Origin of the sequence: Mesorhizobium sp. BH1-1-5 (assembly GCF_020165615.1) — a bacterium.
In the GTDB taxonomy this organism is placed as follows: Bacteria; Pseudomonadota; Alphaproteobacteria; order Rhizobiales; family Rhizobiaceae; genus Mesorhizobium.
In genome coordinates this window covers 188130-205378 of record NZ_JAIUIM010000009.1, presented here as the reverse complement: position 1 = coordinate 205378, position 17249 = coordinate 188130, and the positions used below count along the sequence as shown (strand labels likewise).

17 protein-coding genes are annotated in these 17249 nt (G+C 63.0%); 9 read left to right on the top strand and 8 right to left on the bottom strand.

Translation table 11 applies throughout. The features are described from left to right. Nucleotides 1-25: 25 nt before the first annotated feature. Nucleotides 26-841, bottom strand: a complete 816-nt coding sequence (locus LB572_RS14695) for a class I SAM-dependent methyltransferase (protein ID WP_224668207.1) — start codon at nucleotides 839-841, stop codon at nucleotides 26-28. 115 nt (nucleotides 842-956) lie between these two features. Between LB572_RS14695 and LB572_RS14690 the strand changes: the two genes are divergently transcribed. The 5 genes from LB572_RS14690 (at nucleotide 957) to LB572_RS14665 (ending at nucleotide 6530) form a co-directional block, all read left to right on the top strand. Beyond that, a complete protein-coding gene (locus tag LB572_RS14690) occupies nucleotides 957-1859 on the top strand; it encodes a methylated-DNA--[protein]-cysteine S-methyltransferase (RefSeq protein ID WP_181179289.1) in 903 nt (300 codons plus the stop codon). A gap of 954 nt (nucleotides 1860-2813) precedes the next feature. Beyond that, complete coding sequence (locus LB572_RS14680) at nucleotides 2814-3260, top strand: hypothetical protein (protein ID WP_181179293.1); 447 nt, start codon at nucleotides 2814-2816, stop codon at nucleotides 3258-3260. A gap of 188 nt (nucleotides 3261-3448) precedes the next feature. Continuing rightward, complete coding sequence (locus tag LB572_RS14675) at nucleotides 3449-4354, top strand: ribokinase (protein WP_140802959.1); 906 nt, start codon at nucleotides 3449-3451, stop codon at nucleotides 4352-4354. Nucleotides 4355-4359: 5 nt separating this feature from the next. Continuing rightward, on the top strand, nucleotides 4360-5811 hold the full coding sequence (locus LB572_RS14670; protein WP_224668206.1) for an amidase: 1452 nt from the start codon (nucleotides 4360-4362) through the stop codon (nucleotides 5809-5811). 104 nt (nucleotides 5812-5915) lie between these two features. After that, a complete protein-coding gene (locus LB572_RS14665; RefSeq protein WP_140802961.1) occupies nucleotides 5916-6530 on the top strand; it encodes a LysE family translocator in 615 nt (204 codons plus the stop codon). 166 nt (nucleotides 6531-6696) lie between these two features. On the opposite strand, the gene LB572_RS14660 is transcribed toward LB572_RS14665, so the two are convergent. Further along, nucleotides 6697-7638: a nucleoside hydrolase gene (locus LB572_RS14660; RefSeq protein ID WP_224668205.1), complete on the bottom strand. Its 942-nt coding sequence runs from the start codon at nucleotides 7636-7638 to the stop codon at nucleotides 6697-6699. A gap of 262 nt (nucleotides 7639-7900) precedes the next feature. On the opposite strand from LB572_RS14660, the gene LB572_RS14655 reads away from it, so the two are divergent. After that, complete coding sequence (locus LB572_RS14655) at nucleotides 7901-8326, top strand: Hsp20 family protein (protein WP_224668204.1); 426 nt, start codon at nucleotides 7901-7903, stop codon at nucleotides 8324-8326. Between the two features lie 63 nt (nucleotides 8327-8389). Then, entirely contained in the window at nucleotides 8390-8647 is a 258-nt protein-coding gene (locus LB572_RS14650) for a DUF1150 family protein (RefSeq protein WP_140809791.1), read from the top strand. 83 nt (nucleotides 8648-8730) lie between these two features. Here the strand turns inward: LB572_RS14650 and ptsN are convergent, their stop codons facing one another. Together ptsN and hpf are read right to left on the bottom strand one after the other, a co-directional pair. Further along, nucleotides 8731-9195: a PTS IIA-like nitrogen regulatory protein PtsN gene (gene ptsN, locus LB572_RS14645; RefSeq protein WP_042641064.1), complete on the bottom strand. Its 465-nt coding sequence runs from the start codon at nucleotides 9193-9195 to the stop codon at nucleotides 8731-8733. A 61-nt stretch (nucleotides 9196-9256) separates the two neighbouring features. Next, a complete protein-coding gene (gene hpf, locus LB572_RS14640; protein ID WP_040997480.1) occupies nucleotides 9257-9844 on the bottom strand; it encodes a ribosome hibernation-promoting factor, HPF/YfiA family in 588 nt (195 codons plus the stop codon). 633 nt (nucleotides 9845-10477) lie between these two features. On the opposite strand from hpf, the gene LB572_RS14635 reads away from it, so the two are divergent. Both LB572_RS14635 and LB572_RS14630 read left to right on the top strand, forming a co-directional pair. Beyond that, nucleotides 10478-11830 (top strand): glycosyltransferase family 39 protein, encoded by a 1353-nt coding sequence (locus tag LB572_RS14635; RefSeq protein ID WP_224668203.1) that lies wholly within the window; start codon nucleotides 10478-10480, stop codon nucleotides 11828-11830. A gap of 128 nt (nucleotides 11831-11958) precedes the next feature. Then, nucleotides 11959-13134 carry a glycosyltransferase gene (locus LB572_RS14630; RefSeq protein WP_224668202.1) on the top strand — a complete coding sequence of 392 codons (1176 nt, stop codon included), beginning with the start codon at nucleotides 11959-11961 and terminating at the stop codon, nucleotides 13132-13134. 59 nt (nucleotides 13135-13193) lie between these two features. Here LB572_RS14630 and rpoN read toward each other — a convergent pair whose 3' ends face one another. The 4 genes from rpoN to lptC all read right to left on the bottom strand — a co-directional run bounded on the left by rpoN (nucleotide 13194) and on the right by lptC (nucleotide 17007). Beyond that, nucleotides 13194-14723 carry an RNA polymerase factor sigma-54 gene (rpoN, locus tag LB572_RS14625; protein ID WP_224668201.1) on the bottom strand — a complete coding sequence of 510 codons (1530 nt, stop codon included), beginning with the start codon at nucleotides 14721-14723 and terminating at the stop codon, nucleotides 13194-13196. Nucleotides 14724-14901: 178 nt separating this feature from the next. Continuing rightward, nucleotides 14902-15720 (bottom strand): LPS export ABC transporter ATP-binding protein, encoded by an 819-nt coding sequence (lptB, locus tag LB572_RS14620; protein WP_140644562.1) that lies wholly within the window; start codon nucleotides 15718-15720, stop codon nucleotides 14902-14904. Further along, nucleotides 15720-16307, bottom strand: a complete 588-nt coding sequence (locus LB572_RS14615; protein WP_140809799.1) for an LptA/OstA family protein — start codon at nucleotides 16305-16307, stop codon at nucleotides 15720-15722. Before LB572_RS14615 ends, lptB begins: the two co-directional genes overlap by 1 nt. Then, nucleotides 16294-17007: an LPS export ABC transporter periplasmic protein LptC gene (gene lptC, locus LB572_RS14610; protein ID WP_140809801.1), complete on the bottom strand. Its 714-nt coding sequence runs from the start codon at nucleotides 17005-17007 to the stop codon at nucleotides 16294-16296. The genes LB572_RS14615 and lptC overlap by 14 nt, the downstream gene beginning before the upstream one ends. Nucleotides 17008-17249: the final 242 nt, after the last annotated feature.

Genomic DNA, 17249 nt, shown 5'->3' with positions numbered 1-17249 from the left:
TCATGCTCACAGCAAAATAGCCGTTTCAGAACCGATACCGCAGCAGCCTGCCGACCTTGCGCATGGCGGGGATAAGCTTCCACAAACCAATGAACAACCGCGCGGACCAGCCCAGGCGCGCGCCTTGCTCCGGCTTGTAGGACGGGATCTCGCCGATGAAGCGAAGTTTGGGCACCGCTCGCTCCAATTCGCGCGGATCCTCGATGGCCCAATGGACCTCGGCGCCCGTCGCCTTGATGGCCGGATTGAGGCGCATCAGCTTCAGGCCGAAACGGCTGTAGGCATCGAACATCAGCTCGCCCCCGGCAAGATGCGAGACAAGCCGCGCAAGCAGCAGCGGTCCCTCGTCGGCGGCGAGATACGGCGTCAGCCCCTCGGCCACCACGATCGCAGGGCGATTGCGGGGCACCTCGGCCAGCCAATCCGGTTCGGTGACCGACGAAGCGACCAGATGGTAACGCTCCCTTGACGGATAGAGCCTGTGCCTGAGCTCGATGACATCAGGATAATCGACATCGAACCAGTCGACGCCTGGCAGCGGGTCGACGCGGAATATCCGCGTGTCCAGCCCGCATCCCAGATGCAGCACGATCGCGTCCGGATATCTTGCAAGGAAATCCGCGACGCAGACGTCCAGCGTCTTCGCCCTGATTGCGAACCCCAGCCCGAGATTGCCGTCGACCTTGAGCCTTGCGAAATCATAGTCGATCTCGCGCACCGCCTCGTCGGCGAAGCGATCCTGCAGCAGCGAATTGGGCAACCGGCTCTCCAGCGCCTTGCCGTAGAGCGTCATCAGCAAGGTTTCCCTTGCCCCGGTCAGATCAACCTTTTCGCCGGCCATCATTGTCCTCTTCGGCCCGAAGCTGACTCTATCTGGGTGTGGATGGCGGGAAGGCAAGTTTCGGGTGGTGGCAAAGCTTTGGAAGACCGATATTCGCGGTCAAGGAGATATTGCCATGAACGCCCAGATGATCATGAATACCCGCATGAAACCGACCGCGATCCTCCAGAACGACATCACGCCGGAAGGCAGCGACTATGACGTCGTGCGCCGCGCCATCGAGAAGATCAGCCTCGACTATCGCGACCAGCCCTCGCTCGAGGTCCTGGCCGAGGAGGTCGGCGAGACGCCGACCGGCCTGCAGAAACTTTTCACCCGCTGGGCCGGCCTGTCACCCAAGGCCTTCCTGCAGGCGGTGACGCTCGACCATGCGCGCAGGCTGCTCGATTCCGGCATGCCGCTCTTGGAGACCTCGTTCGAGCTCGGCATGTCCGGTCCCGGCCGGCTGCACGACCTCTTCGTCACCCATGAAGCGATGTCGCCCGGCGACTACAAGACCCGGGGCGCGGGTCTCACCATCCGCTACGGCTATCACATCTCGCCTTTCGGCATTGCGCTCATCATGGTCACCGACCGGGGTCTCGCGGGCCTCGCCTTCTGTGACGCCGGCGGCGAGCGGGCTGCCTTAGCCGACATGTCCGGCCGCTGGCCGAACGCCACTTACGTCGAGGACATGTCGGCGACCCAGTCTTACGCCGCGCGAGTCTTCGACCCGACGCAATGGCGCGCCGACCAGCCGCTGCGCGTGGTGATGATCGGCACCGATTTCCAGCTTCGCGTCTGGGAAGCCTTGCTGCGCATCCCGATGGGCAGGGCCTGCACCTATTCCTCGATCGCGGCAAGCATCGGCCATCCCAGCGCCAGCCGGGCCGTGGGCGCGGCGGTGGGCGCCAACCCGATGTCCTTCGTGGTGCCCTGCCATCGTGCTCTCGGCAAGTCCGGTGCGCTCACCGGCTACCACTGGGGTCTGACGCGCAAACGCGCCATCCTCGGCTGGGAAGCGGGGCAAGCGTCCTGAAACATCGATTTTTTGGCATCTCATTGCGGACAACCGTGTATTGAAATATAAATCGGTACAGTTCAAATAAACATATTGTCTTGCCCACGAAATGCAACCGGCGACAACCTCAGGTTATCGCCGGTTTTCTTTGAAGTTGCTTTCCATCGTTATTTTACTTAACGCTAAATTAACCACGATAAAGGGAAGATGACCCCTATGTTGGGCCGTACCGTCCGGCTCGAAAGAGGGGTCTCAATAAAGTTCTTCCGCGCCGCCTTGGCTGCAAGCTTGCTGGCCGCCTGCGCCGGCCAGACAGCGACGGCGCAAACGAGCGTAAGGTGCGTATCTGTACCGAGAGTATCCCCTTTCCAAGCGAACAGACCCAGATAAGGGCACAGATATGGGGAAAGTTCTTCGGGCATCGCAGGTTCTGACCTTGTCCCTGCTGCCCGTCCTGGCTGTCGTAAGCCAGGGGCTTGCCGAGGATATCCTGAACCTGAACCTGAACCAGACGGGTTTCAGCCTGCCCGGCGTCAGCCTGCCCCGGGCCAGGATGAGGTTCATGCCAGCGACGGCACGACCTGCCGCTCGGCCGTTTCCGGCAGCGGCGCCTATCTCGACCTTGGTGTCATCCGCGGCAACAAGTCGAGCAGCCAGGCCAACAGCGACATCGCCACATACGGCCGCGTCGTGATCCCGATCGGGCGGACGCCGAAACGCGTCGATTGCAGCCGCCTCTACGAGCTGGAGGTCGAGCGCCTGCAGCTGGAATTGAAGCTCCTCAAAATGTGCCTCGGCACCGATGGCCAGACGACGGGGAGCACGACGAACATCCCTGCCACGGGAGCCACTGCTTCCGCAGCGGCTCCCGCAGCTCGCTCGGTGACGTCGGCGGGATGGGCCAATGAAGGCTGGAGCATCGGAGGCACGACCGGCAGTGAAAGAAAAAGAAGCGGAAATAGTCGAGCGCCGTTGGCGATAGCAGCGCTTGCCTGCCTCTGCCTCCCGGCACAGGCGGCGATCATCGGCACCTGCACGGTCATCATCGGTGCCTCGGGGACGATGAAATTGAATCCCTCCATCAACATCTTCGGCTCCAAGCAGGCCGACGGGTCGAGCGCCGGCGCCACCATCACCGCGAACTCGACGCTGTGTTCGATCCTAAACCTGCTGGACTGCTACACCGTCTCCGCGCCGGCGCCGGTCGCCTTCACGTCCGCGCCGAGCGGCGGCGACACCAATGTCACCTTCGCCTCCGTCTTCCGCCTCGATGGCTCGGGGCTGGATGTTTCCGGTAGCTCGCCGCAAAAGCTGAACAACGGCACCCACACCATGCAGGTCGATCTGACCGCCACGAAGTCTCCAGGCATCTTCCCGGCCGGCAATTACCAGGCCCAGGTCACCGTCCGCTGCGAATGATGCTGTGGGCCAGACGGCGCGGACAGCGACATGATCTGGCAACCGGCGGGCTTTGCGGCTAGCTTCGCGCCCAGCCCGCAATTACAGGATAAAGCGCTTCGCGTATTTCGCTGGAATTGCGCAAAAGCAGATCTTGGAGCAGGTTCGCCTTTCAGCGCAGGCTGACCGCTTCAGCGGGAGGCAGTTTTTTGATTATCGTTGTCGGCTCGATCAACCTCGACCTCATCGCCAATGTCGACCGCTTGCCGGAACCCGGCGAGACGGTGCGCGGCTCCGGCTTCGCCACCGCGCCCGGCGGCAAGGGCGCCAACCAGGCACTGGCCGCGACGCGCGCCGGCGCGCCGGTGCGCATGGTGGGTGCCGTCGGCAAGGATAGTTTTGCCGCCGAAGCGCTCGCCCTTCTCAAGGCCGGCAATGTCGATCTCTCCGGTGTCGGTCAGAGCTTTGCCTCCACCGGCACGGCCTTGATCCTGGTCGGCGCTGATGGAGAAAACGTCATCGCCGTCGTGCCGGGCGCCAATGATTCGGTGGTGCCGGGCGATGTCGCCAAGGCCTTCCTCAAAAAGGGCGATGTGGTGCTCTTGCAGCATGAGATCCCGCTGCAGACCGTCGAGGCGACGCTCGACGCGGCGCGCGCGGCGGGCGCCGTCAGCGTGCTCAACACCGCCCCCTTCCGTACCGAGGCCGCCGGCTTCGTCGGCAAGGCCGACTATGCCGTCGCCAACGAAACCGAGTTCGATCTCTATGGCGAGGCGGTGGCGCTTTCGGGGCGCGACCGCCCTGCTCGCATGCGCGACTACGCCCAAAAGACAGGCCGCGCCATCGTCGTCACGCTGGGTGGCGACGGCGTGCTTGCCGCCACGCCGGACGATTTCCTCACCGTTCCCGCGCTGAAGATCACGCCGGTCGACACGGTCGGCGCCGGCGACACCTTCTGCGGCTATTTCGGCGCCGGCCTGTCGTCCGGCCTGTCGCTTCGCGATGCGCTCACCCGCGCCGCCGCGGCCGGGTCGCTTGCCTGCCTGAAGCCCGGCGCGCAGCCGGCCATTCCGGTGGCAAAGGATGTCGACGCAGCCCTGGCGGCGGCACGGTAGCGGCCATGCGCCCCGTCACCAAACATGCCGTGCCGCAGGCCGGCGACATCTGCCGCCTCTCCGCCGTCGAGCTCGCCGACAGGATCAGACGTCGACAGCTGTCGGTGCATGAAGTCGTCAGCGCTTTCCTCGACCGCATCGAAGCGGTGAACCCGCTGGTCAATGCCATCGTTTCGCTGCGCGAGCGCGCCGATATCCTGGCCGAGGCCGAGAGCGCCGATGCGCATCTGGCGCAAGGCGGCGAGGCCGGATCGCTGTTCGGGCTGCCGATCGCCATCAAGGACCTTGCCCTGACCAAGGGGCTCAGAACCACCTTCGGCTCACCGATCTTCGCCGATTTCATTCCCGACGAGGACGAATTCTTCGTCGAGCGCATCCGCAAGGCCGGCGCCATCATCATCGGCAAGACCAATGTCCCGGAATTCGGCCTGGGCTCCAACACCTACAATCCGGTCTTCGGGCCGACCCTCAACGCCTTCGATCCGGCGCTGACCGCCGGCGGCTCGAGCGGCGGCGCGGCCGTGGCGCTGGCGCTCGACATGATGCCGGTCGCCGACGGCAGCGACTTCGGCGGCTCGCTGCGCAATCCGGCCGCCTACAACAACGTCTTCGGCTTCCGTCCCTCGCAGGGGCTTGTGCCTGCCGGCCCGGCTTTCGAGGTCTTCCATTCCCAGATGGGCGTCGAGGGACCGATGGGCCGCAATGTGCGCGATGTCGCGCTGCTGCTCGACGAACAGGCCGGCTATCACCCGCGCGCGCCGCTGTCGCATGCCAGCGAGGGGTCGTTCCTCGACGGCTTGGGGACGAAAGCGTCCGGCGGCCGCATCGCCTGGCTGGGCGATCTCGGCGGCCACCTGCCGACGGAACCGGGCGTGCTCGACCTTTGCGAGGCTGCCCTCGCCAGCTTCGCGGACGCCTCGTTCCACAGCGAGAAGCTGGCGCCGGATGTCGATTTCGAGGCGCTGTGGCAGGCTTTCGTCACCTTGCGCCAAGCGAGCAGCGGCTGCGGGTTGAAGGCGCATTACGACGATCCGGCAAAACGCAAGCTTCTGAAACCCGAGGCGATCTGGGAAGTGGAGCAGGCGATGCGCCTGACCGCGCCGCAGATCCATGCCGCCAGCGTCCGGCGCACCTCGTGGCACCGAACGCTGCTTTCGTTGTTCGAGCGCTTCGACCTCATCGCCCTGCCCACCGCCCAAGTCTTTCCCTTCGACGTGACCACCCACTGGCCGCGCGAGGTCGCGGGGCGGACCATGGACAGTTATCACCGCTGGATGCAGGTCTCCGCCTTTGCCACGCTCGGCGGCTGCCCGGCACTCAACGTGCCGGCCGGCTTCGACGACAAGGGCCGGCCCATGGGCATGCAGCTGATCGGCCGCCCGCGCGGCGATCTCGCCGTTCTCAAAGCCGGCGCCGCCTATGAGGCGACGCTGCCATGGCCGGCCGGCGCATGCTGAGCAGCTTCTGAACCGGGCGAGCGGCACCGCTTGCGCCGGCGGCGAAGCCGTGCATTGATCCGGCAGCCATCGCCGCATCACCTCTGTCCGTCCGAGGAAAGACCATGTCGCTGGAACTTTACGCAACCTATGTCGTCGCCTGCATCGTCATCATCCTGGTGCCTGGTCCGACGGTGACGCTGATCATCGCCAACAGCATCCGCCACGGCTCGCGCGCCGGCCTGGCCAACGTCGCCGGCACCCAGGCCGGGCTCGCCATCATGATCGCCATCGTCGGCATCGGCCTCAACACGCTGATCGCCGGCATGGGCCACTGGTTCGAATGGGTGCGGCTGCTCGGCGCCGCCTACCTGATCTGGATGGGCGTGCAGATGTTCCGCGCGAAAGGCGCGCTGAACCCCGACGGGTCGGCGAAGAAGCCGCGCGGCGGCTTCTTCCTGCAGGGTTTCCTGGTGGCGATCAGCAATCCGAAGACGCTGGTTTTCTTCGGCGCCTTCTTCCCGCAGTTCATCGCGCCGCAGGGCAATTACACGCTGCAGATCGTCGTCATGGGCCTGACCGCGATGATCTTCGCCGCCATGTCGGACTCGACCTACGCCCTCGCCGCCGGCCGCGCCGGCCGGCTGCTGTCGGCCAGCCGCGTCAGGCTGATGTCGCGCATCAGCGGCACTTTCCTGGTCGGCGGCGGGTTGTGGCTGGCGTTCTCCAAGGCGAAGTGAGCGCCTCTCCTTCTCCCCTTGCGGGAGAAGGTGGCCGAGCGAAGCTCGGTCGGATGAGGGGTGCTGGACGGAGTGAGGCGTTGAGTTTCTTCCAACACCCCCTCATCCGTCTCGGCGCTGCGCGCCGATCCACCTTCCCCCACAAGGGGGGAAGGAAGAAGCGGCCCTATAGCCGCCCCAACCGCTCCACCAGCAGCGCGAAGAAGCCGTCATGGTCGATGTCGCGCATCACCGTGGCGTTCTTTTTCCGCTTGGTGACGCCCCACCAATCGATCACCGTCATGCCCATGGTGAGCTCCGACGCGGTCTCGACGCTGACATTGCAGTGGCGCCCCTTGAACAGCTCCGGCTTGATAAGATAGGCGATCACGCATGGATCGTGCAGCGGCCCGCCATCGGTGCCGTATTTCTCCTCATCGTAGCGCTCGAAGAATTCCAGCATCTCGGCGGTAGCGGTGCCGACCTTGGTGCCGAGCTGACGGAAAGCCTGCGTGCGCTTGGACGTGGTCAATGCCTTGTGGGTGACGTCGAGCGGCATCATCACGATCGGAATACCCGATTTGAACACCAGATCGGCGGCCTGCGGGTCGACATAGATGTTGAATTCGGCGGCCGGCGTGACGTTGCCGCCCTCGAAGAAGCCGCCGCCCATCAAGACGATTTCCTTGATGCGCGGCGCGATCCTGGGCTCGCGGATCAGCGCCAGCCCGATGTTGGTGAGCGGTCCGAGCGGGCAGAGCGTGATCGTGCCGCTTTCCTCGCGCATCAGCGTCTCGACGATGAAATCGACGGCGTATTGTTCCTGCAACGGCATGGTCGGCTCAGGCAGTTGCGGCCCGTTCAGGCCGGTCTTGCCATGCACTTCCTCGGCGGTGACGAGCTCGCGCGCCAGCGGGCGGATGGCGCCGGCATAGACCTTGATGTCCGGCCTGCCGGCCAGCTCGCAGATCTTGCGGGCATTGTTCTGGGTCAGCTTCAGCGGCACGTTGCCTGCAACCGCGGTGATACCGACGATCTCCAGCTCGGAGCTGCCGAGCGCCAGCAATATGGCGACGGCATCGTCCTGGCCGGGATCGGTGTCGATGATGATCTTTCTGGACTTGGGCATTTCAATTCCTTTGGGGAGTCTTTTTGGGCGGGATTTAGAGCATGATCCCGAACCGAAGGACCGCGTCAGCGAAAAGTGGGAACCGGTTTTCGGACAAGATCATGCTCCAACGAAGAACTGAACCAGGATGGCGTTTCAACGAAGCGTCATCCTGATTTCAGTGGCTTGAACTTGATCGCGCGGCGGACCATATCAAGACCATCGGGAAAAATGCCATCCGGGTTTTTCCAGTTTGTGTCGCTCTTCAGAGGACAGTGTAACAATGAGTCGAATGACGCCCTTCTCCAGCCCGCTTCTTTTGGGTTTCGATGCCATGGAAAAGACGCTTGAGCGTCTGGCGAAGTCGGGCGACAGCTATCCTCCCTACAACATCGAGCGCCTGAACGCTGCCGACGGCGACGCCGAGAGGCTGCGCATCACGCTTGCCGTGGCGGGTTTCGCTGAAAGCGACCTCGATGTCACCACGGAGGAAAACCAGCTGATCGTGCGCGGCCGCCAGACCGACGATACCGAGCGCGAATTCCTCCACCGCGGCATCGCCGCGCGCCAGTTCCAGCGCTGTTTCGTGCTGGCCGACGGCATGCGGGTGGTCGCGGCGGAACTGAAGAACGGCCTGCTGTCGATCGATCTCGACCGGCCGGAGGCCGAGCGGCTGGTACGGAAAATAAACATATCGGTGAAAGACTGACCTTCGCCGATGGCTCTATGCGAGGCGGCCAATCCTGGCGTCCTCGCGCCAAGGAGGCTTGAAATGACCAGAACTGACGAAGTGAGCACCATGACCAGCGGCGAACTCGCCCATCTCGGCGAAGGTTCGGTCGCTTACCTCAGGAAAGTGTCGAGCGACGACCTGCGCGGCCGCTTCCCCGGCCTCGAGGAAATCGCGCCCGGCATGGAGCTGTGGGCGCTGTTTGCCGCCAACGGCCAGCCGATCCTGCTTTCCGATGCCCGTGACCGGGCGCTGGCGGGTGCGTTGGAGAACGACCTGACCACGGTCGCCATTCACTAAGGCGACGTGACGTCTGGAAAGGGCCGCCCGCGGCGGCCCTTGGAAGGTTTAATCCAAAAAAATCTTAGCTTAAGCCGAGAACGTCAGGCCGCGTGCGAGGCCTGTGTGTCCGACAGCAACGCGTGGATTGCCACCGCATCGCGCGTGCCCCTGATCTTGGCGACCGTATCGGCATCGCGCAGCACGCGCGCGATGCGCGACAGCGCCTTGAGATGGTCGGCGCCGGCGCCTTCGGGCGCAAGCAGCAGAAACACCAGGTCGACCGGCTGGTCGTCCAGCGCCTCGAAATCGACCGGCGTTTCCAGCCGGGCGAAGACGCCCGCGATCCGCTTCACGCCGGCGAGCTTGCCGTGCGGAATGGCGATGCCGTTGCCGACGCCGGTCGAGCCCAGCCGCTCGCGCTGCAGGATGGTGTCGAACACCTCCCGTTCCGGAATCCCCGAAATCGCCGCGGCCCTCTCCGACAGCAATTGCAGAAGCTGCTTTTTGGAATTTGCCTTCAACGCCGGCATGATCGCCGGGACGCTGATGAGATCACTGAGATCCATGCTTGAAAAATCCCTTGCTCGCCTGCCGCGCCAGTCGTCGCCCCCTCGCGCGGCTGGCTTTTTATCCCTGCGCGACTTTGGTCGTCGACGGATCGATCCAGCCGATATTGCCATCCGGCCGGCGGTAGACGATGTTGAGATGGTCGTTTCCGGCATTGCGGAAGACAAAAACCGGGCTGTCGCTGGTATCGAGCTCAATGACGGCCGACGCCACCGACATGGTCCGCAGCGTCATGCTTGATTCGGCGACGATGACCGGAGCGAAGTCCTCCGGAATATCTTCCTCGTCGTCGGTGAGAGGGGCCATCACGGTATAGGCGATGTCGGTCGGCTCTTCGCCGTTGCCGTTGCCCGTGTTGCGCGACTTCAGCCGGCGCTTGTAGCGCCGCAGCCTTGTTTCCAGGCGGTCGGCGGCCGCCTCGAAGGCGAGCGTCGGGTCCTGGGCGTCGCCGGTCGCCTGCAGCGAAGCGCCGGAATCGAGCCGGACCATACAGTCGGCGGAGAAACGCGACCCCGATTTGATGACCGTGACATGTCCTGAAAAACCCCGATCGAAATATTTCTCGATCGCCTCGCCGACCCGGTCGTTGATGCGTGTGCGAAACGCATCGCCGATGTCCATGTGTTTTCCCGAAATGCGTAGATTCATCTGAAAACTGACCTTCCTTGCCCAGGCTTCAAACTGTTCGCGAGTTTATACCCGTGGTGCGCGCGCACAAGCTTCGCAGCGGCATGCGCGCCGATTTTAGACCCGAACTTTCCGGTTGATCACAAGTCGCCTTCTTGGCCATCCGCGGCCGTGTCTGACGGACCCTTTCGCAAGCCGGCATTACTGCCTCGCTCATGCGGGCGGGCTTCTAGACACTTCATTGCGACTTGTCAATGAAGCTTGGGAATTGTGGAAAATCAGCCCGTCTCGCGCCGGCCAAGGCTTGTCGAGATCCGGGTCGGGCCGTGTCGAAAATGGCGGTTTTCAAGAACCGGCCTATGCCGAACCTAGCCTTCATAGGGCGGAGTACCTATGAGGGCTTCGGCCGTCGGCCGGGCAGCCCAGAAACCACTATGCCCAGTTCGCCGCCGGTAAGAAACAACGCGTCCTCAGCGCTTGCATTGCCGGGAAAGATATTACAGTTGCATAATGAACTCGGGGGGGTCGATTTCCTCTGTCGTCCCGTACTTTTAACGCAGGCGGACCCTGTCCGCCAAAGCGCGAAGGCGACGGCGGATTCACTCGATCCATCCACAAAATCGGATTCAGACCTGGTGTCGAATGAATTCAACCTTGAGCCAGGCCGGCGGGAATTCCTCGACTCGCCGCGTGTCCATCATGATCGGTTGCCTCGCCCTGCTGACCGCCCTGGCGGCCCTGTGGCCGGTCTATCGGGTGTTTTTGAACATCGAGATCGATACCAATGAGGGATGGAATGCCTACTATGCCGACGCGGCGATGGGGCGGATGCCGCTCTATCCCTCTGACCATCAGTTGATCGCCAATAACTACCCCCCGCTTTCCTTCTATATCGTCGGCGGTCTCGGACGATTGATCGGTGACGCCGTTCTGGCCGGGCGGCTGCTGTCGCTCGCGGCCGTGCTGGTGATCGCCGGGGGCGTTTTCCGCGCGGTCCGCCTGCTGGGCGGCGACGCGACCTCCGCAGGCATCGGCGCGCTGTTTTTTGGCGCCACCATGTGCCGCTTCTTTACCAGCTATGTCGGGATGAATGACCCGCATTTGCTGGCGCAAGCGGTCATGACGATTGGCTTTGTCGCCTTCCTGCAGGCCAGGTCTCAGGATCGCGGCTATGCCCTGCCCATCCTTCTGATGGTGGGCGCGGGTTTCATCAAGCACAACCTCGTGGTGATGCCGCTGACGGCGATGATCTGGCTGGGCATCAACCGGCCCCGACAGATGGTGAAATCGGCGCTGCTGGCGACGTTCGCCATCCTATTGGGGTTTGCCCTTTGCTATCTCGCCTTCGGCCCTGACTTTTTCACAAATTTGAGGTCGCCGCGCGCCTATATGTTGAAACACGCCATCGGCGCCATCGGACATCTGCAATGGATCGCCGTCGGCCTGGCCGCCTGGGTTTACGTCGGCATTACGCGCAGGGCCGATCCCAATATCCGGCTCTGCAATCTGCTGAACACGCTTGGCCTCGTGATGTTCTTCGTCCAAAAAACCGGCGATGGCGTAGCCTACAACGCGCAATTCGAACTGGTCTTCGGCGTGTCCATTGCCACCGGCCTCGCCTTCGCGCACGCGCCGGCTTTGCCGCTGGCCCGCCGCTGGTCTCCGGAAAAGCTCCAATTCATCCTTCTGCTCGCCATCTGTATCCGCCTGCTGGCGTCCGCTCGCCTGGAACCGGTGCAATTGTTGATGGATCCCGGCTTTCACGCCGAAATAACCGCGCGCGAAGCCGCCATGTCCGCCACGGTCGCCCGCCTCCAAGACACGCCCGGCGACGCGACCTGTTCCTCTACGCTTGCCAGCTACCGTTCGGGAAAACCCTTCATCGTCGATCCCTTCTATACCCGCGAGCAGATTCTCACCGGCCATCTTCCTCCCGATGTCGTCACCAAACGCATCGACGCCGGGAAGTTGACGGTCGTGAAAGCAGATCCCCTGCTGCATTGGTGAACTTTAGTTCATGCTATTGAAGCTTGGCCTGCTCCAGCTTAATCCAGCCATCGGCGGCTTCACGGCCAATTGCGACAAAGTGCCCGTCAGACGCCGCGGCACCAAACTCAAATGACCAGGGGTCGACTTTGAACATCGATGTCAGAGACAGTCAAAATGCGAAGTCGCATTTTGCCCCGTTGGTTTCAGTCATCATTCCGACATTCAATGAAGTTGCGAATGTTTCCAAGATCGCGGCGGCCATCGGGATAGCGCTCAAAGGCAGAGACCATGAGATCGTCTTTGTCGACGACGATTCCTTCGATGGGACGAGAACTGAAATTGCAAAACTGGCTGCCGCCGTCCCCGGAATTCGGCTCATTCATCGCATCGGCCGGCGTGGGCTGTCTACGGCCGTCACCGAAGGCATGCTCAGCACGACCGCTCCGCTCATGGTCGTGATAGATGCCGATCTCCAGCATGACGAGAGCATCATACCGGAAATGCTTTCCGTCCTCGAAACCAACGCCGCCGACCTTGTGGTCGGCTCAAGGTATATCGAAGGTGGCGGACTGGGTTCTTGGGACCAACGCCGGGCGCAAATCAGCGCCTTTGCGACGTGGTTGGCCAAGATGGTGACCAAAAGCGATCTCAGTGACCCGATGAGCGGCTTCTTCGCCATTACGAGGTCGGCTTTCGATAATTCGGTCAGGGATTTATCGGGGCAAGGCTACAAGATCCTGTTGGACATCTGCGCTTCCTCGAAATCTCCATTGAGAATCCAGGAGGTCGCTTACCAGTTTCGGACGCGGCAGGCCGGCGAGAGCAAGCTCGATGCCTTGGTCACATGGGAATACCTGATGTTGCTGGCCGACAAACTGGTCGGTCACGTCATTCCAGCGCGCTTCATATCTTTCTCCCTGATAGGCGGCCTTGGCGTCTTCGTTCATATGGTCGTGTTGTCGGCGCTTCTCGCCGCAGGCCTTCTCGGTTTTGTCGCCGCTCAGGGCGTCGCGACATTCACCGCGATGGTGTTCAATTTCTTTGTCAACAACACGCTGACCTATCGCGACAGACGCCTGCGGGGTGTCAGGGAAGTGATTTTCGGCCTGTTCAGTTTCATGCTCGTATGCTCGGTGGGTGCCTTCGCAAACGTGGGCATTGCAAACTACCTGTTCGCGAACAGTCACTATAGATGGTGGTCGGCAGGCCTGGCCGGCATTCTCGTTGGCGCCGTTTGGAATTATGCGACGACGTCGGTCTTCACTTGGAGAGTAAGAAAACGCAGGAGCGGCGCCGCAAACGCCCCCAGCGTAGGCCGGTAGTTGCGGCTGCCGACGCAAGTGCCCGACGGAAGACCGCTCACGCTTTTCCCTGAATTGCTCTAGCGGCCGGCGTTCGCGAGCGCCCGCTTCTCCCGCCGCCGCTGCACCGACGATGGGATGTTCATGCCTTCGCGGTATTTCGCGACGGTGCGGCGCGCGATATCGACCCCGTTTTCCTTGAGCATGTCGACGATGGCGTCGTCGGAAAGCACGTCGGCGGACTTTTCCTCGTCGATCATCTGCTTGATGCGGTCGCGCACGGCCTCGGACGAATGCGCTTCGCCACCTTCCGCCGAGGCGATCGATGCGGTGAAGAAATAGCGCAGCTCGAAGACGCCGCGCGGCGTCAGCATGTATTTGTTGGCGGTGACGCGGCTGACGGTCGATTCATGCATGCCGATGGCGTCGGCCACCGTGCGCAGGTTGAGCGGCTTGAGGTGGCGCACGCCATGGACGAGGAAGGCATCCTGCTGCCGCACGATCTCGGACGCCACCTTGAGGATGGTCTTGGCCCGCTGGTCGAGACTGCGCGTCAGCCAGTTGGCGTTCTGCAGGCATTCGGCGAGAAAGTCCTTTTCCGCCTGATCCTTGGCGTGGCTTGAAACGCGCGCGAAGTAGACGTTGTCCACCAGCACGCGCGGCAGCGTGTCGGCGTTGAGCTCCACCGCCCAGCTGCCGTCATTGGCGGCGCGGACCTCGACATCGGCGACGATCGCATCGCTCGCGCCGCCCGAAAACGCCAGGCCGGGCCGCGGATCGAGCGCGCGGATCTCGGCCAGCATGTCGAGCAGGTCCTCCTCGTCGACGCCGCAGATGCGCTTCAGCGTCTGGAAATCCCGCCGCGCCAGAAGCTCGAGATTGGCGACCAGCGCCTTCATCGCCGGATCGAGCCGGTCGCGCACCGCAAGCTGCAGCGACAGGCATTCGGCAAGGTCGCGCGCGAAAAGTCCGGCCGGCTCGAAGGTCTGGCAGACGCCGAGCACGCGCGCCACCGCCGCGTCGTCCGCGCCGAGCCGGACCATGATCTCATCGAGGTCGGTGCGCAGATAACCGGCTTCGTCGAGCCCGTCGGCGAGCTCACCCGCGATCAGGCGCTCGCCGGGGCTGAGCGAAGCAAGCGCGATCTGCTCGCCGACATGTTCGCGCAGCGTGACGGCGGCCGCGGCCATGTCGCCGACGTCGAATCCTTCCGACGACGCCGCGCCGGCACCGCCGCCGGCGGCCGACTTCCACTGCGCCGTAAGATCGGGCCCCAGCCTCTCGTGGGTGCCGGGATCGTCGGGAAACAGGTTCTCCAGGGAAGAATCGAGCTTTTGCGAGATCGCTTCGGCGCTCCATTCCGTCTCGCCCTCGAACCAGTCGCCCTCGGCATCCTTGTCCGGCGCCGCCTCGCCTTTCTGGGCCTGGTCGCCGGCAGCGTCGTCATGCGGTTCGGCCCGCTCCAGCAGCGGGTTGCGCTCGATCTCCTCGTCGATGAAACGCTCGAGCTCGACATGGGTGAGCTGCAGCAGCCGGATCGACTGCATCAGCTGCGGCGTCATCACCAGCGACTGGGATTGTCTGAGCTGCAGTTTGGCTGCCAGCGCCATGGTGGGATTCAAACGCCTCGTCTACGCGTCGCACAGTTGTTTTTCGGTCGGGCATACAAACTGGCCCGGCTTTTGCTTGTCAAGGAAAACGCTAGCAGCCGCGGCTTACCGGGGCGTTATCGAGCGCTAAAATAACCGAAAGTCGTGACGCGATCATCGAAAACCGCGAAATCGCGGATCAGAGCGTGAAGCCCTCGCCGAGATAGAGACGCCGCACGTCGGCGTTGGCGACGATCTCGTCGGCCCGGCCATGCGTCAGCACCTGGCCGGCATGGATGATGTAGGCGCGGTCGATCAGGCCGAGCGTCTCGCGCACATTGTGATCCGTGATCAAGACGCCGATGCCGCGCGCCGTGAGGTGGCGGACGAGCTGCTGGATGTCGGCGACGGCGATCGGGTCGATACCGGCGAAGGGCTCGTCGAGCAGCATATAGGCTGGCCGTGTCGCCAGCGCGCGCGCGATTTCGAGGCGGCGCCGTTCGCCGCCCGACAGCGACATCGACGGCGCCTTGCGCAGATGGCTGATGTGGAACTCCTCGAGCAGCTCGTCGAGCGTACGTTCTCGTTCCTTGCGGCTCTTTTCGACCACCTCCAGCACGGCGCGGATGTTCTGCTCGACATTCAGGCCGCGGAAGATCGACGCTTCCTGCGGCAGATAGCCGATGCCGAGGCGGGCACGTCGGTACATCGGCATCGAGGTGACGTCGAAGCCGTCGATCTCGATCGAACCTTCGTCGACAGGGACAAGGCCGGTGACCATATAGAAGCAGGTGGTCTTGCCTGCGCCGTTGGGGCCGAGCAGGCCGACGGCCTCGCCGGCGCGCACGCCAAGCGTCACTCCGCTCACCACCTTGCGGCCCTTGTAGCTCTTGGTCAGCCCCTTGGCGATCAGGGTGCCCTTGAACTTCGCCTTGTCGGTGCCAACCGTCGCCGGCGCAGCGGGTTGTGCGGCTGCCCGTCCCGGAAGACGGGCCAGCAGCGAAGTCACGCCGGCCATTACTTGCTCGACGCTCCCTGCGCGTCCTGTTTCTGCGGCTTGAACATCATGATGACGCGAGGGCAGCCTTCGACATTGCCGAGGCCGCTCTTCATCTGCACGGTGAGCTTGCAGCCCTTGAGCACATTGTCGCCCTGCGACAGCACCACTTCCTTGCCCGAAAGCACCAGCACCTGCGTCTTCATATCGAATTTGCCGGTGTCGCCGGTGGCGATCTGGTCGTTCGATTTGATGTAGACTTTGTTCTCGACCTCGAGGTGGTCGATATTGGCCGCGCCCGTCATCGCCGATGCGCCGGCCGCGGCGCTTTTGTCGGCATTGGCATCCTTGACATAGTAGACCGTCATCTTGCCGGCCTTGAGCAGGGTCGGCCCCTGGTTGACGGTCACGTTGCCGCTGAACACGGCCATGCTGTCGGCCTGGCGAACCTCCAGCTTGTCGCTTTCGATCTGGATCGGCTGGTCACCCGACAGCTTGAGCCCCGGAATCTGGCTGGTGGCGCTCGATTGCGCGAACGAATGCGCCGTCGCCAAAAGCAGCAATGCGGAAGCAGCGCCCGAAAGCCATGCGGATTTACTGCGACGCATTCTGTTCTCCACCTTTTACCCCGGCTGCCTTAAGCGCAGTTGGATCTATGTTGACGCGAACCCGGTTTTCGAAGACCACGATCCTGCCATTGTCCTCGACCGACATCGAGTCCGCGGTGATGCGCGATCCGCCACGGCTGACGTCGACCGGATTGCTCGTCTTCATAGAGCCTTTGCCCATGTCTAGGAAGATCGATTTGAACTTGGCCACCAGGCCGTCCGTCGTCGTCACGCTGACATCGCTGGTCAGGTCCATCGTATTGGCGTCGCGATTGTAGATGCCGTGGGCGGCATCGACCGACACGATATTGTCGGTGGCGACGGGCAGCTTGGCGTTGATGCCGTCCAGGTCGATGACGGCCTGCTGGCCGACATCCTGCGTCGCCCTGGTCGCCGTCAGCGAATAGGGCAGCTTCTGCTTGGTGAAGCCGTTGAGCTTCGGATTGGCCATCACCAGCTTGCCGTCGGAAAACGCCGTGCCGTCGGCCTGCACCGAGACGGACAGGGGCGCCTTCAGGTAGGAATAGACCGGAAAGGCGACGGCGATCGCGACCGCGAGCAACGGCACGGCGAATTTCAGCACGCGCACGCGGCGCGAGTGCCGCTGCGCGCGGTTGAAAGCATCGCCACGCGTGCCGCCTTGGGTCGCGGGAGCCGATACCTCACCGGCATCGCTCGTTTCGTCAGATCGCGCCAACATGACTTTTCTAATGGACCTTTGCCCGCCCCAACACCGCCTATAGGTGGTATGCCGACACCTACAAGCAAGCACAAGCGGAGGAAAACTGCAAAAATGTGACAACTGCCGCCCGCAAATCGAGAACAATTCGGCGGCACCCCTGTACTTCATAGCAGAGATACAGGCCGCTTGCGTTAATTTTTCGTGAGGCCGACGTCAACGCCGACGCTCGGCGCCGAGTCTTCAGGAAACGGTAGCCGTGT